Genomic DNA, 15,814 nt, shown 5'->3' with positions numbered 1-15,814 from the left:
AAAATAAGAATTATACACAAGGAGGATATATTATGGCTATTACTGCTAAAATGGTAAAAGAATTACGTGAAAAAACTGGTGCTGGGATGATGGATTGTAAGAAAGCTTTACAGGAAACAGATGGTAATCTAGATAAAGCTGTTGATTACTTGCGGGAAAAAGGAATTGCGAAAGCGGCTAAAAAGGCTGACCGTATTGCGGCTGAAGGCTCTACTTATATTGCTGTAGAAGGTAATAGTGCGGTATTATTAGAAGTGAATTGTGAAACTGATTTTGTAACTAAAAATGATCAATTTAAACAATTACTTTCTGAATTAGGTAGTCACATTGTAAAGCATCAACCCGAAACAGTTGAAGAAGCTCTACAACAAAAACTTCATGGTGAAGGAGATACAGTGGAAACATACATCAATTCAGCTGTAGCTAAAATTGGTGAAAAAATTTCATTGCGTCGTTTCACTGTTGTAAATAAAACTGATAATGATGTATTTGGGGAATACCTACACATGGGAGGCCGTATTGGGGTTCTAACATTGTTAGAAGGCTCCAATGATGAGCAGGTAGCTAAAGATGTGGCAATGCATGTAGCTGCTGTAAACCCTCGTTATGTATCTCGTGATGCTGTTTCTGAAGAAGAAGTAAATCATGAAAGAGAAGTATTAAAGACTCAAGCATTAAATGAAGGAAAACCAGAGAAAATTGTTGAGAAGATGGTAGAAGGTCGTCTTGGTAAATACTTTGAGGAAATTTGCTTGCTTGAACAGAGCTTTGTTAAAGATCCAGATCAAAAGGTTAAGAAGTATGTAGCTGATAAAGGGGCTGCTGTTAAAACATTTATTCGTTATGAAGTCGGAGAAGGCATGGAAAAACGTGAAGAAAACTTCGCCGATGAAGTAATGAGTCAAATTAAAAAATAATAGTATGAGGTGAAATAGGGAGCACATGTTGTTCCCTATTTCTCCACATGTATGTATAAGGGTTACTATTGCTTTTTTCCTGTACAAAGATATACTTCAATAAAGAGCCCAAAAAATACCATTAAAAATTAATCTATTCCTATGGAGGTTATTATGACAACAGCTCATTACCGTAGAATTGTTCTGAAATTAAGCGGAGAAGCTTTAAGTGGCAAACAAGGTTACGGAATCGAACCAGAAATTATTAACTCAATTGCAAACCAAGTGAAAGAAGTCGCAGAATTAGGTGTAGAAATTGCAATTGTTGTCGGTGGAGGTAATATTTGGAGAGGTAAAGTAGGAAGCGAAATGGGGATGGATCGGGCAACAGCTGATTATATGGGAATGCTTGCTACAATCATGAACTCACTAGCATTACAGGACGGATTAGAAACAATAGGAATCCCTACTCGCGTTCAGACGTCCATCGAGATGCGCCAGGTAGCTGAGCCTTACATACGCAGAAAAGCAATTCGTCATCTGGAGAAAAAACGTGTGGTTATTTTTGCAGCGGGAACGGGAAACCCTTACTTCTCTACGGATACTACTGCAGCTTTGCGTGCGGCGGAAATTGAAGCAGAAGTGATTTTAATGGCTAAAAATAATGTTGATGGAGTTTATACAGACGATCCAAAAACAAATGAAAATGCCGAAAAATATGAAAATCTTTCTTATATGGAAATGTTGAATGAGGGATTAGGTGTAATGGATTCAACAGCTTCTACACTATGTATGGATAATAATATTCCGTTAATCGTTTTCTCTATTATGGAAGAGGGCAATATTAAGAAGGTTGTTCAAGGAGAAACGATCGGAACAACAATAAGGGGGAAATAATGGTGGATACAATTATGAACCAAACAAAAGATAAAATGAAACAAGCTGTACAGGCTTTTTCTAAAAACTTGGCAACAGTCCGTGCCGGAAGAGCAAACCCGAGTTTATTGGATAGTGTTTATGTAGATTACTATGGTGCGTCCACACCATTGAATCAACTTGCCTCGGTGTCAGCTCCTGAAGCAAGACTGCTAGTCATTACGCCATATGATAAATCTGCAATCTCAGATGTTGAAAAGGCAATTCAAAAAGCTGATTTAGGGCTCTCTCCTTCCAGTGATGGGAATGTTATCCGTATTAATATACCTGCCCTAACGGAAGAGAGAAGAAGAGATTTGGTTAAGGTTGTAGGTAAATTTGCTGAAGAGTCACGAGTTCAAATTAGGAACGTGCGTCGTGATTCAAACGATCAATTGAAAAAAGATAGTGATTTACCTGAGGACGATTTACGGAGTGCCCAGGACGATGTTCAAAAACTTACCGATCAATTCATCGCAGAGGTTGATCAATTAGCTAAAGAAAAAGAAAAAGAAATTCTGGAAGTTTAAACACAAACCATGTAAAATAACATGTAGTAGCCCTCTTGTTTAAGGGGGCTTTTGTTTTTAGAACAGAAATCGTTATAATAAATAATGGGTTTAATGATATAATGTTGATTCATCCAAATTACTATAGTTGTAATATAATTTTATTTGTTACATATTGATTATAATTATAAGAAAACATACGGGAAATCAACTGCATTCGGAGGACAAACTATGTCAATGAAACTTCCTTTTTTTAAAAATAAACAAGAAGAAACTTCTGCACATACTGATTTGGAAAATATTCCAAATCATGTTGCTATCATTATGGACGGAAATGGCAGATGGGCAAAAAAACGTGCATTACCTCGCATAGCAGGTCACAAAGAAGGCGTCAATTCTGTTATTAAAATAGTTCGTGAGGCTTGTAAATTTAATGTCAAGATCCTCACTTTGTATGCTTTTTCAACGGAGAACTGGAAAAGACCTAAACCGGAAGTGGAATTCCTTATGAAACTTCCAAAGGAATTCTTACATATTTACTTACCGGAATTAATGGAAAAAAACGTCCGAATTGAGACAATTGGCGATTTTGACGCATTACCTGAACATACGAAAGAAGCAGTTCAGTACGCAAAAAATAAAACTGCTGATAATAATGGATTAATATTAAATTTTGCTTTAAACTATGGTAGTAGATATGAAATAATGCAGGCAATTAAACAAATTTTGTCAGATGTTGATACGAATAAAATTAATGTCGATAAATTAGATGAAAGTAGTTTTTCCAATTATTTATATACAAAGGATTTTTGCGATCCGGACTTGTTAATCCGCACTAGTGGTGAACAACGTTTAAGTAATTTCTTGTTGTGGCAATTGGCTTATACGGAATTTTGGTTTACCGATGTCCTATGGCCTGATTTTAATGAGGAAATTTTTCAACAGGCGCTCCGGGATTATCAGCAACGCAAGAGACGTTATGGAGGTTTATAGGTGATGGATATATGAAACAACGAATTATTACCGCTGTTCTCGCATTATTTATCTTTTTGCCATTCGTATTAATTGGTGATCTACCTTTTACTATTTTGGTCTATATCATGGCAACGATTGGTTTATTTGAATTAATGAGAATGCGGAAAATTGCAAAATATTCATTAGCCTCTATCTTAGGAATCGCATTATTATGGCTTGTTTTAATGCCAGTAGAAGCTGATATGCTTTTTGGAAGATTCTTGAAATCAGAGGTTATTATGCTTGCTGTAATGTTTTTATTAGCATATACAGTATTAGTTAAGAATAAGTTTAATTTTGACCATGCTGGCTTTATCCTACTTTCGACCATTTATGTTGGTATGGGTTTCTTTTTTCTGATTGAAACAAGGAATAGTGAAGTAAATGGTTTGACTATGATCCTTTATGTATTTCTAATTATCTGGGCAACAGATACAGGAGCCTATTTTTTTGGTAAAGCTTTTGGTAAAAGAAAGCTGTGGCCTGAGATCAGCCCTAATAAAACAGTTGAAGGAGCTGTAGGTGGTATACTATTAGCATGTTTGGTAGGTGTCATTTTTCAGTTGCTATCACCAATTGCAACCTCTGTACTAGCAATTATAGGTGTAACCGTATTGGCTTCTGTATTTGGACAAGTTGGAGATCTGGTTGAATCTGCTTTTAAGCGATATTATGGAGTAAAAGATTCTGGTAATCTTTTACCAGGGCATGGAGGAATATTGGATCGATTTGACAGTATGCTTTTTGTTTTACCAATATTACACTTTATCGGTTTTATTCACTAAAAAAGAAATCTCCAATCCAATTCAATTTATGAATAAAGGAAGGTGCTTTATTTGAATACAGTTATAGCTTTTATCTTCATGTTTGGACTTTTGGTTTTCATCCATGAATGGGGACATCTCATTTTCGCTAAAAGAGCTGGAATGCTGGCAAGGGAATTTGCGATAGGCTTTGGACCCAAAATATTTGCCTTCACAAGAAATGAAACAGTCTATACCATTCGATTATTACCGATTGGTGGGTACGTTAGAGTAGCGGGAGAAGACCCGGAAATTGTGGAATTAAAACCAGGGCACCATATTGGACTGGAATTCAATCAAGAAGGAAAAGTAAATAAAATAATCGTCAATAATAAGTCAAAACACCCTAATGCAAGAGTTATCGAAGTAGAGCATGCTGATTTGGATCACGCACTTCGCATTGATGGCTATGAAATTGATGAAGATGACCAAAAGCTAAGCTTTGAAGTGGATACAAAAGCAATGTTTATCATGGATGAAAAAGCAACTCAAATAGCGCCGTATGACCGACAGTTTGCATCTAAAAGTGTAGGTAAGAGAGCAATGCAGCTTTTTGCAGGACCGATGATGAATTTTATTCTTGCTCTTTTTATATTTTTTATCTTAGGAATTATCCAGGGTGCTCCAGTAGATGAAGCCAGAGTAAATAAAATTCAGCCGGATAGCCCAGCTGCAGAAGCAGGACTACAAGATAATGATGAAATTATAAAGATAGAAAATAATTCTATTTCTACTTGGGAAGAGTTCACCACTATTGTTCGAAAAAACCCAGGTCAAGAACTTGAGATGATTGTTAAACGAGACGGAGAACAAATTCCAGTAACGGTTGTACCTGATGAAGTTAAATTAGAAGGTCAAGAACAGTCTATTGGGCAAATTGGTGTATACCAAGCATTTGAAAAATCTTTTATTGGTACGATAAAATACGGTTTTGAACAGACATACGATACAACCAAATTAATTTTAACTAATTTATTTATGTTAATCAGTGGCCAACTGTCCATTGAAATGCTTTCTGGTCCTGTAGGAATTTATGACGTTACAGATCAAGTTGTTCAAACAGGTTTTACTAATTTCCTTATGTGGACTGCAATGCTGAGTATAAATCTTGGGATTGTAAATTTGGTTCCATTACCAGCTCTCGATGGGGGACGTTTGCTATTTGTTGGTATAGAAGCAATACGTGGCAAACCGATTTCACCGGAAAAAGAAGGCCTATTCCACTTTGTTGGGTTTGCCTTTCTTATGTTATTAATGATCATAGTAACATGGAATGATATCCAGAGATTATTTTTATAAATAATTAGAACGGCTAGCTTTATATAAGTACAATTAATAGGAGAATCTTTGTTGCATTAAATAACAGAGATTCTCCATAAAACGTTTATAGGGTATGAGGAGGACTACAAATGGATCTATCTAAGAGTGAAAAAATGAATTTATTGCTAAAGCAATTACAAATACCTTCAGAACATATCCAAAATCATTTCAAGGGGAGTTACCTGGAAAAGTTAGAAGTATATAAAAAGACAAAAATATGGCATTTCCACATTTATTTAGAAAATGTTTTGCCATTGGAGATACATGAGCTTTTCATAAATGCCTTAAGAGAATCATTTCAGCAGGTAGCGTCAGTGGAATTGACAATTCAAACTGGTGACAGTACCTGTGTTAACGAAACAGTTTGTGCGTACTGGCAACGGTTTATTCATTCCATTAATAATTTATCTCCAGCTTACAAGGATCTGATCTACAATCAAACCCCTATTATTCAAAATAATAAACTATTATTAACGGCCAGAAATGAAGCAGAAGCAAACGCTCTAAAGAAGCGTTTGGATGACAGTTTTAAAAAGTACTGCCAAAAAGTGGGTCTTTCCTTTTACTCTATTGAAACAACAATTAAGACAGAAGAAGCAGATATTCAGGCATTTAAAGAGCAAAAGGCCTTGGAAGATCAGCAATTAATCCAAAAGACTGTTCAGGAAAAAGAAAAACGAGAGCAAGCAAAACCAAATCATGAAAACAAACCATTAATGCTCGGGTATAAAATACAAGATGAAGCTATACAAATGGAAGATATTCAAGATGAAGAACGTCGTGTCACTGTCCAAGGTTATATATTCGCAGCTGAAATTCGTAAGTTACGTTCTGGGCGAAGTCTATTAATAATTAAAGCAACGGATTACACGGATTCACTGCAAATAAAGATGTTCTCCAAAGGTGATGAGGATGCAGAAAAATTTGAAACAGTTAAAAAAGGGATGTGGATCAAGGCCCGGGGTAGTATCCAAACAGATATGTATACAAATGAATTAGCTATGATGGCAAATGATATCCATGAAATAAGAGTGGAAGATAGAAAGGACACTTCCCCCGAAGATGAAAAGCGTGTTGAATTACATGCACATACGACGATGAGTCAAATGGATGCCGTGGTCTCACCGGAAACGCTGGTTTCTCAGGCAGCAAAATGGGGGCATAAAGCCATTGCAATAACAGATCATGCTGGCGTTCAAGGCTTTCCAGATGCACATGCGGCCGGAAAGAAAAATAATATTAAAGTATTATATGGTGTAGAAATCAATCTGGTTGACGATGGTGTGCCTATAGCTTATAACGTAAAGGATATTGAATTGAACAACGCAACATATGTCGTATTTGACGTTGAAACTACCGGTCTTTCAGCAGTTTATGATACTATCATTGAACTTGCTGGTGTGAAAATCCACCAAGGAGAAATTGTTGATCGGTTTGAGTCATTTGCAAATCCGCATCATCCGTTATCTCAAACGACAACAGATCTTACCGGCATTACAGATGAGATGGTGATGAATGCACCAGAAGTTGCTGAAGTGTTAAGTGATTTCCGCGAATGGATGGGAGACTGCATACTTGTAGCTCATAATGCCAGCTTTGATATGGGTTTTCTTAATCAAGGTTTTGAAAAAATTAACTTTCCTAAAGCGGATAATGCTGTAATTGATACATTGGAATTAGCCAGGTTTTTATTTCCTGAGTTAAAAAATCATCGACTGAATACGTTATGTAAGTATTTGGATATTGAGTTAACGCAACACCATAGAGCTATTTATGATGCAGAAGCAACAGGTTATTTGTTTTGGAAATTAGTGCAACGGTTGGTTGATAAGGAAATTTCAAATCATAAACAATTAAATAACCATATGGGAGAAGGAAATGCCTATCAGCGGTCAAGACCTTTTCACTGTACATTACTTGCTAAAACGCAGGATGGATTAAAGAATTTATATAAGCTAGTATCACATGCACACATAGACTACTTTTATCGTGTTCCTAGAATACCAAGATCCTTACTATTGAAATTAAGGGAAGGAATATTGGTTGGTTCTGGCTGTGATAAAGGGGAAGTCTTTGAAACAATGATGCAGAAATCTGCGGAGGAAGCGGAGAAGGTGGCTGAGTTTTATGATTACATTGAAGTACAACCACCTGCAAACTACAGCCATTTAATTGAAAAAGACTTAGTCCAAAATGAAGCACAAATTTTAGATATAATAAATAAATTGATTAAACTTGGCGATCGGATGAATAAAAAAGTGGTCGCGACTGGGAATGTGCACTATATTGATAACCATGATAAATTGTACCGTCAAATTTTAATTGCATCTCAAGCAGGTAATCCACTGAATAGACAGACATTGCCTGACACTCCTTTTCGTACAACTAATGAAATGCTGGAAGCTTTTCAATTTTTAGGTGTTGATAAAGCAAAAGAAATTATTATTCATAATCCAAATGAGTTAGCAGAAGAAATAGAGGAGATATCACCTGTCAAGGATGGATTGTACACTCCTACAATTGAGGGAGCAGATCAGGATATTCGAGATTTATGCTATAATCGCGCAAAAAAAATATACGGAGAACCAGTACCACAGCTTGTAGTTGATCGGTTGGAAAAAGAGTTGAAGAGTATTATAGGTCATGGCTTTGCTGTCATCTATCTAATCTCCCACAAGCTGGTAAAAAAATCGTTGGATGATGGTTATTTAGTCGGTTCAAGGGGTTCAGTTGGATCTTCCTTTGTTGCAACCATGACAGAAATCACTGAAGTGAATCCTTTGCCACCTCACTATGTTTGCCTGGAATGCCATCATCATGAGTTTATAACAGATGGGACAGTTGGTAGTGGATTTGATTTACCTGATAAGGACTGCCCCGCATGTAATAAACCTCTTACGAAAGACGGGCAGGATATTCCTTTTGAAACATTCTTAGGATTTAAAGGAGATAAGGTACCCGACATTGATTTGAACTTCTCGGGAACTTATCAACCAAGGGCTCATAATTATACAAAGGAATTATTCGGAGAAGATAATGTTTATCGTGCCGGTACGATAGGAACTATTGCTGAGAAAACTGCATATGGTTATGTGAAAGGCTATGCTTCAGATAAGCAACTCGTTTATAAGAATGCTGAGGTTGACAGACTGGTTCAAGGGTGTACTGGAGTGAAACGCACAACAGGACAGCATCCGGGTGGCATTATTGTTGTACCTGATGATAAAGAAATATTTGACTTTACACCAATTCAATTCCCTGCTGATGATAAGAAAAGTGAATGGAGAACAACCCATTTTGATTTCCATTCTATTCATGATAATTTGTTAAAATTGGATATACTAGGTCATGATGATCCAACTGTTATTCGCATGCTTCAGGATTTAAGTGGAATTGACCCGAAAACAATACCGACGGATGATGAAGAGGTTATGAAAATCTTTTCGGGAACGGAATCTCTTGGTGTCACTCCAGACCAAATAAATTGCAAAACTGGGACTTTAGGGGTGCCGGAATTTGGAACGAAATTTGTCCGTCAAATGCTTGAAGACACAAAACCAAATACATTTGCTGAGTTGGTAATTATTTCAGGACTTTCACATGGAACAGATGTATGGCTTGGCAATGCACAAGAATTAATAAATGATGGGATTTGTCAGCTTCCTGATGTTATTGGGTGTCGTGATGATATTATGGTATACCTTATGCACAAAGGATTGGAAGCATCACTTGCATTTAAAATAATGGAGTTTGTACGTAAGGGAAAAGGGCTACAGGATGAATGGATAACGGAAATGAAAAAACATGGTGTACCAGATTGGTATATCGAATCCTGTAAAAAAATTAAATATATGTTCCCTAAGGCCCATGCTGCAGCATATGTTCTAATGGCTGTAAGAATTGCTTATTTTAAAGTGCATCATCCAATCTATTTTTATGCAGCGTATTTCACAGTTCGTGCAGATGATTTTGAATTAGATACAATGATAAAAGGGTCATCAGCAATTAGAACGCGAATGGAAGAGATTTACGCAAAAGGGAACGATGCTTCTCCGAAAGAGAAAAACCTGTTAACGGTATTGGAAATCTCCTTGGAAATGTGTGAAAGAGGTTTTGGTTTGAATAAGGTTGATCTTTACAAGTCAAGCGCGACTGAATTCATAGTAGAAGGGGATCGTTTATTACCTCCTTTTAACGCTGTGGATGGTCTCGGAACAAATGCTGCACTAAGTATAGTGAAGGCTAGAGAAGAAGGAGAATTCCTATCCAAAGAAGACCTTCGGGAGCGAAGCAGAATTTCAAAAACTGTCTTGGAATATCTTGATAATCACGGTTGTTTGGAAGGAATGGCTGAGAAGAATCAATTGTCTCTCTTTTAAACCAATAAACATTAGATCGAAATAATTAGCTATTTGTAAAGATCCAGACGTTTATGCCTATCCCTATCTTTTCACAAGTGAAAATAGTAATGGAGTTGTGATATAATACTTGGGAACTTTATAAAATATTCTATTTTTATGTTGTGTAATAAACATAGGAAGGCGGGATCACAATGAGGCGAGATCTGATTTATACAGATGGACAGGATATTAAAGGATTTTTATCAGAGAATAAATCTATGTTTGAAGAAGTTTTGTTGCAACACGCAGCAAATGTTCGAGATAAAATTGAAGAAATTAAGCTTGTAGGTAATATAAACCTTTTGGGGAATGCTGTTAAACTTGTCTTAATGGTGGTAGAAGAAAAGCGTGACGATGTTATAGCTTTTGGAAATCAGGAAGGTATTGCCTGGGCTAAAACATCTTTAACACTTTCATTTAAATTGGAATGGGTACAGGCAATCCGGAAGACTTTATGGGAATTCCTCTATGAATACGATCATTTTACAGAAGATCAGGCTGATAGAGAACGTTTTTTTACTATGGAGAATAAGGTTAATGAGTTAATTGATGAGTTTTTTAAAGGTTTTTTTATTAGTTATTCCGAATATAAAGATAAACTTATTGAACAGCAGACAAAGCTGGTAGAAAATTTGTCTGTTCCGATCATTCCTGTGTCTCCCAATATTAGTATATTGCCTCTCATTGGCACAATAGATTCTTATCGTGCTTCAATTATAGAAGAAAAGGTCCTTTTTGAGATTGGCAAAAAGAGAGTTGAGATATTAATTTTAGATTTGTCTGGAATAGCTGAAATGGACCATGAAGCTATCCAAAACTTTCTAAAACTGCTTGATGGTGTAAACATGATGGGCTGTCGCACTGTAATTACTGGGTTAAGTCCAAAAATTGTACGAGAAATAGTAAATATGGACATTAGCTTTGGACAGAAAGCTGAAACAAAAGGAACATTGGAACAGGCCATGCAGGATTATATGAAACTATTCGACGCTTCCAGGTCAGATATTCAGTCCAATGTTTAGTCTTTCTCTTAACCGGAAACACTATTTATACCCACTTTCTTGCAAGAGGTTCTTCCTTATGATATAATTTTTTTGGTAAGAAATGATACGAACGGTTAAAAGAGTGGGTGATCACCCACTCTTTCTTCATACTTCTAGCTGACTCTTGAGTTAAAACTTCCCTCCCTTGCCACATACTGCCGGCAGGGGTTTTATATTGATTCACGGAATGCTCAAATGAAAAATAGTATGATGGTTCATAATAAGGGTTAATGATAATTCAGTAAAGGAGGATGAGACGTGAGTTCACAAGTAATTAAAACAACAGAAGAGTTACTTCACCCCATTCTAGAACATAAAGGGCTTGAATTAGTTGACATTGAATATGTGAAAGAAGGGAAAAACTGGTTTCTTCGAATATACATTGATAAGCCTGGAGGAATCGATATTACAGAATGTGGGGATGTATCTGAGGAACTAAGCGAGAAGCTTGACCAGCAAGACCCTATTAAAGAGGCATATTTCTTAGAAGTCTCTTCACCTGGAGTGGAACGTCCTTTAAAAACGAAAGATGACTTTAGTAATAATTTAAATAAGAACATCTATGTAAAGTTATATGAGCCAGTTGAAGGTGAAAAGGAATATGAAGGTATTTTAAAAGATTTCACGAATAATATCTTAACATTGGAAATTAAAGTAAAGACAAGAAGTAAACAAATTGAAATACCATATGACAAGATAGCAAAAGCAAGAATAGCTGTTACGTTTTAAAGGGGGAAAATAAAAGTGGCCAATCAGTTGTTTGACGCGATTGATTATTTAGCAAAAGAAAAAGGGATTGACAAAGATATTCTAATGGAAGCATTAGAAGCTGCTTTGATCTCTGCCTATAAGAAAAATTTTAAGTCAGCTACAAACGTAAGAGTAGAACTTAATGAACAAACAGGTAAAATGGGTGTCTTTTCAAGAAAAACTGTTGTAGAGGATATCGAGGATCCGCAAGAAGAAATTTCCTTAGAAGAAGCCAAGGGGATAAATCCTAATTATGAACTGGAAGACATTGTAGAAGTTGAAGTTACACCTAAAGATTTTGGTAGGATAGCTGCCCAAGCTGCAAAACAAGTAGTGACTCAGCGTGTAAGAGAGGCTGAAAGGGGAGTTATATTCTCTGAGTATTCTGATCGTGAAGAAGATGTGATGACTGGGATTATTCAAAGAAAAGATCCTCGTTTTGTCTATGTCAACCTGGGTAAGATTGAGGCCAAGCTTGCGGAAGCTGAACAAATGCCTACAGAAGAATACCACGTGCATGATCGTCTGAAAGTTTTTGTTACAAAGGTGGAAAACACGAGTAAAGGACCCCAAATATATATATCAAGATCTCATCCAGGGCTTCTCAAACGTTTGTTTGAAATGGAAGTACCAGAAATTTATGATGGTATTGTAGAGATTAAATCAGTAGCAAGAGAGGCTGGTGACCGTTCTAAAATTTCCGTATACGCACCAGATCCGGAAATAGATCCGGTAGGTTCATGTGTTGGACAAAAAGGGCAACGGGTCCAAGCGATTGTAAACGAGTTAAAAGGTGAAAAAATTGATGTAGTAGAATGGTCTGAGGACCCAGTAGTTTATGTGTCAAATGCACTTAGCCCTTCTAAGGTAGTAAGTGTGCTCGTCAATGAGGAAGAGAAAGCTACAACAGTAATCGTTCCAGATTATCAGCTTTCCTTGGCCATTGGTAAACGAGGTCAAAATGCCAGACTTGCTGCAAAGCTCACGGGTTGGAAAATCGATATTAAGAGCGAATCTGAAGCAAGAGAAGATGGCCTCTTAGATGAAACCGAAGAGTTACACGATGAGGAAGATTTGTTTAATTTTAGTGATGATGAATAAAACAACAATTTTATTTAGGAACTGACCAGGTTTTCCTGATTAGAGGGAGGCTTTCAAATGAACAAGAAAAGAAAAGTACCAGAAAGAAAATGTGTTGTTACGAACGAAACAAAACCAAAAAAAGAATTGATAAGAATAGTACGCAATAAAGAAGGCGAAGTTTTTGTAGACCCATCCGGTAAGAAAAACGGGCGCGGAGCTTATTTGACACTTGATATAGATGTCATAGATAAAGCTGAGAAATCGAATATTCTTAATCGCCAACTGAATGCGGAAGTTTCATCAACTATATACGAAGAATTAAAACAGCTTGCAGTAGGTAGTTCCCATGCGAAATAGCTATTTAAATATGATTGGATTGGCTTATCGGGCCAGAAAGTGCTCTTTAGGCGAAGAAACAATTGTGAAAGATATTCAGCAAAAGAAAGCAAAGTTGGTACTAGTGGCAAGCGATATTGGGCCACAAACGAAGAAAAAGATCACTGATAAGTGTAAGACTTACAAAGTACCATTTGAAATAGTAGATGATAGAGAAACTTTATCACATGCTATTGGAAAATCCCAGAGAGTGGCCGTTGCAATTTTAGATGCAGGGTTTGCTGAGAAGATAAAGTCTTTACTCGGGTAACTAAATTCGGGGGTGAACGTATGAGTAAAATGCGTGTATATGAATATGCTAAACAAAATAACACTTCAAGTAAAAATGTAATTAACTATCTAAAAGAAATGGATGTGGAGGTATCAAATCATATGTCGACTATATCCACAGATACCATTAACAAATTAGATAAAAAATTTAAAACTACTTCACAAAATAATGATAACAAAGCAGTATCAAAACCAAATGAAACTAAAAAAAATGATGCTAAACCAAACCCAGGTGGGAAACAGGTGAATAAACCAAATAATTTTAAGAAACAAGATAATAAAAGAAACAATAAACAAAATAATAAAAATCATAAGAGCAACAAAGGAAATAAGCAAGATTTCAAGCAACAACCGGCCAAAAAAGAAACACCAGAAAAAATCACATATAGTGGAGTACTCACTGTAAGTGAACTAGCAGAGAAGTTAAATAAAGAAGCTTCTGAAATAATTAAAAAGTTAATGTTTCTTGGTGTAATGGCTACAAAAAATCAGGATTTAGATGATGATGCAATTGAATTAATCTGTGAAGAATTCAACGTAGAAGTGGAAAAAGAAATCGTACTAGAGGACACTGATTTCGACAAGTATATTTCTGAAGAAAATGAAGCAGACCTTGTTGAAAGACCAGCTGTTGTTACAATCATGGGTCATGTTGATCACGGAAAAACAACGTTATTGGATGCTATCCGTCATACAAAGGTAACTGCGGGGGAAGCTGGTGGTATTACCCAACATATTGGAGCATATCAAGTAGAAAACGATGGTAAAAAGATTACTTTCCTTGACACACCTGGTCACGCTGCTTTTACAAGTATGCGTTCTCGTGGTGCACAAGTGACAGATGTTGCTATCCTAGTAGTCGCAGCAGATGATGGAGTTATGCCGCAAACCATTGAAGCAATCAACCATGCTAAAGCTGCTGAGGTACCTATCATTGTAGCTGTTAACAAAATGGATAAAGAGGGGGCTAATCCCGATCGCGTGATGCAGGAATTAACTGAATATCAATTGATTCCCGAGGATTGGGGCGGCGATACTATTTTCGTCAACCTTACTGCAATCAAAGGGGAAGGAATTGACGACCTGCTCGAAATGATCGTGCTTGTTTCCGAAGTTGAGGAATTGAAAGCTAATCCAAAGAGTGAAGCATTCGGTACAGTGATTGATGCTCAGTTGGATAAAGGTCGGGGATCCGTAGCTACATTGCTTGTCCAGAATGGAACTCTTCATGTGGGTGACTCTATCGTTGTAGGTCATACGCACGGACGTGTCCGAGCAATGGTAAATGATTTGGGTAAACGCGTGCAGGAAGCTGGACCTTCTACACCTGTTGAAATAACAGGGCTAAATGAGGTTCCACAAGCAGGCGATCAATTCCTTGTGTTTAGGGATGAGAAAAAGGCTCGCCAAATTGGGGAAGCTCGTCAACAAAAACAAATTCAAGAAAATCGAAGTGAACAAACGAAAGTTAGTTTAGATGATTTATTTGAACAAATTAAACAGGGCGATATGAAAGAAATAAATATTATAATAAAAGCAGATGTTCAAGGTTCTGCTGAAGCACTTGCTTCATCCCTGCAAAAAATTGATGTGGAAGGTGTCAACATTAAAATCATCCACACTGGTGTAGGGGCAATTACGGAATCTGATATTATTCTTGCATCCGCATCTAATGCAATTGTTATAGGGTTTAATGTTCGTCCAGACGTAAATGCGAAAAAAGCAGCAGAATCAGAAAAAGTAGATGTACGCTTACATCGTGTTATTTACAAAGCAATAGAGGAAATTGAAGCAGCGATGAAAGGTATGCTTGATCCGGAATTTGAAGAAAAAATTATTGGGCAAGCAGAAGTTCGTGAGACCTTCAAAGTCTCCAAGATCGGTACTATTGCTGGAAGCTATGTAACCGATGGGAAATTGACCAGATCCTCAGGAGTTAGAGTAATTCGTGATGGAGTAGTTCAATTTGAAGGTGAAATTGATACCTTAAAACGTTTTAAAGATGATGTGAAAGAAGTTGCGCAAAATTATGAGTGTGGAATAACTATTAAAAACTTTAATGACATTAAAGAAGGCGATGTAATAGAAGCATTCATTATGGAGGAAATTGAGCGTAAATGATTTTGTTTGCAGAGATCGAATGTATAATGTATGAAGGACATTCATTGAAGCAAAAAAGATCCGTACTCAAACGTCTTATGGCAAGACTCCAAAAAGATCTCAATGTAGCAGTAACGGAGTTGGATTACCATGATCTTTGGCAACGTACCAAATTAGGTATCGTGACAATATCGAATGACTTAACTCATTCGGAAAAGGTGATTCAGGAAGCATTACGCATAATTGATGATTATCCTGAACTGGAGCGGACCATAACAAATACGGAACGTATTTAACCAGGTTGATTGTTAGAAT

At 36.6% G+C, this 15,814-nt stretch carries 14 protein-coding genes; all 14 read left to right on the top strand.

What is annotated here, in order from left to right; translation table 11 throughout:
* Positions 1-32 precede the first annotated feature (32 nt).
* The 14 genes from tsf (at position 33) to BME96_RS10650 (ending at position 15,795) form a co-directional block, all read left to right on the top strand.
* A complete protein-coding gene (gene tsf / locus BME96_RS10715; protein WP_019375727.1) occupies positions 33-917 on the top strand; it encodes a translation elongation factor Ts in 885 nt (294 codons plus the stop codon).
* Positions 918-1,070: 153 nt separating this feature from the next.
* Entirely contained in the window at positions 1,071-1,793 is a 723-nt protein-coding gene (gene pyrH / locus BME96_RS10710) for a UMP kinase (RefSeq protein WP_019375728.1), read from the top strand.
* Positions 1,793-2,341 carry a ribosome recycling factor gene (gene frr / locus BME96_RS10705; protein WP_060680134.1) on the top strand — a complete coding sequence of 183 codons (549 nt, stop codon included), beginning with the start codon at positions 1,793-1,795 and terminating at the stop codon, positions 2,339-2,341. The genes pyrH and frr overlap by 1 nt, the downstream gene beginning before the upstream one ends.
* Before the next feature lie 210 nt (positions 2,342-2,551).
* Positions 2,552-3,313: an undecaprenyl pyrophosphate synthase gene (locus BME96_RS10700; RefSeq protein WP_019375730.1), complete on the top strand. Its 762-nt coding sequence runs from the start codon at positions 2,552-2,554 to the stop codon at positions 3,311-3,313.
* Positions 3,314-3,324: 11 nt separating this feature from the next.
* Complete coding sequence (locus BME96_RS10695; RefSeq protein WP_019375731.1) at positions 3,325-4,119, top strand: phosphatidate cytidylyltransferase; 795 nt, start codon at positions 3,325-3,327, stop codon at positions 4,117-4,119.
* 51 nt (positions 4,120-4,170) lie between these two features.
* Entirely contained in the window at positions 4,171-5,436 is a 1,266-nt protein-coding gene (gene rseP / locus BME96_RS10690; RefSeq protein WP_019375732.1) for an RIP metalloprotease RseP, read from the top strand.
* A gap of 110 nt (positions 5,437-5,546) precedes the next feature.
* The gene (locus BME96_RS10685) at positions 5,547-9,836 is read left to right on the top strand and encodes a PolC-type DNA polymerase III (protein WP_060680138.1); all 4,290 of its coding nucleotides are present in this window, start codon (positions 5,547-5,549) and stop codon (positions 9,834-9,836) included.
* 173 nt (positions 9,837-10,009) lie between these two features.
* Positions 10,010-10,879 carry an STAS domain-containing protein gene (locus BME96_RS10680; protein ID WP_060680140.1) on the top strand — a complete coding sequence of 290 codons (870 nt, stop codon included), beginning with the start codon at positions 10,010-10,012 and terminating at the stop codon, positions 10,877-10,879.
* A gap of 279 nt (positions 10,880-11,158) precedes the next feature.
* The gene (rimP, locus tag BME96_RS10675; protein WP_060680142.1) at positions 11,159-11,629 is read left to right on the top strand and encodes a ribosome maturation factor RimP; all 471 of its coding nucleotides are present in this window, start codon (positions 11,159-11,161) and stop codon (positions 11,627-11,629) included.
* A gap of 15 nt (positions 11,630-11,644) precedes the next feature.
* A complete protein-coding gene (nusA, locus tag BME96_RS10670; RefSeq protein WP_071649060.1) occupies positions 11,645-12,751 on the top strand; it encodes a transcription termination factor NusA in 1,107 nt (368 codons plus the stop codon).
* 57 nt (positions 12,752-12,808) lie between these two features.
* Positions 12,809-13,090, top strand: a complete 282-nt coding sequence (gene rnpM / locus BME96_RS10665) for an RNase P modulator RnpM (protein WP_060680145.1) — start codon at positions 12,809-12,811, stop codon at positions 13,088-13,090.
* Positions 13,080-13,379, top strand: coding sequence for a YlxQ family RNA-binding protein (locus BME96_RS10660; RefSeq protein ID WP_019375738.1), 300 nt, complete (start codon positions 13,080-13,082; stop codon positions 13,377-13,379). The genes rnpM and BME96_RS10660 overlap by 11 nt, the downstream gene beginning before the upstream one ends.
* A gap of 20 nt (positions 13,380-13,399) precedes the next feature.
* The gene (gene infB, locus BME96_RS10655) at positions 13,400-15,520 is read left to right on the top strand and encodes a translation initiation factor IF-2 (protein ID WP_060680147.1); all 2,121 of its coding nucleotides are present in this window, start codon (positions 13,400-13,402) and stop codon (positions 15,518-15,520) included.
* Positions 15,517-15,795: a DUF503 domain-containing protein gene (locus tag BME96_RS10650; RefSeq protein ID WP_019375740.1), complete on the top strand. Its 279-nt coding sequence runs from the start codon at positions 15,517-15,519 to the stop codon at positions 15,793-15,795. Before infB ends, BME96_RS10650 begins: the two co-directional genes overlap by 4 nt.
* Positions 15,796-15,814: the final 19 nt, after the last annotated feature.

Source organism: Virgibacillus halodenitrificans (genome assembly GCF_001878675.1).
Taxonomy (GTDB): domain Bacteria; phylum Bacillota; class Bacilli; order Bacillales; family Amphibacillaceae; genus Virgibacillus_Q; species Virgibacillus_Q halodenitrificans.
Note: the sequence above shows the minus strand (reverse complement) of the source record. Positions and strands in the feature narration are given on the sequence as shown.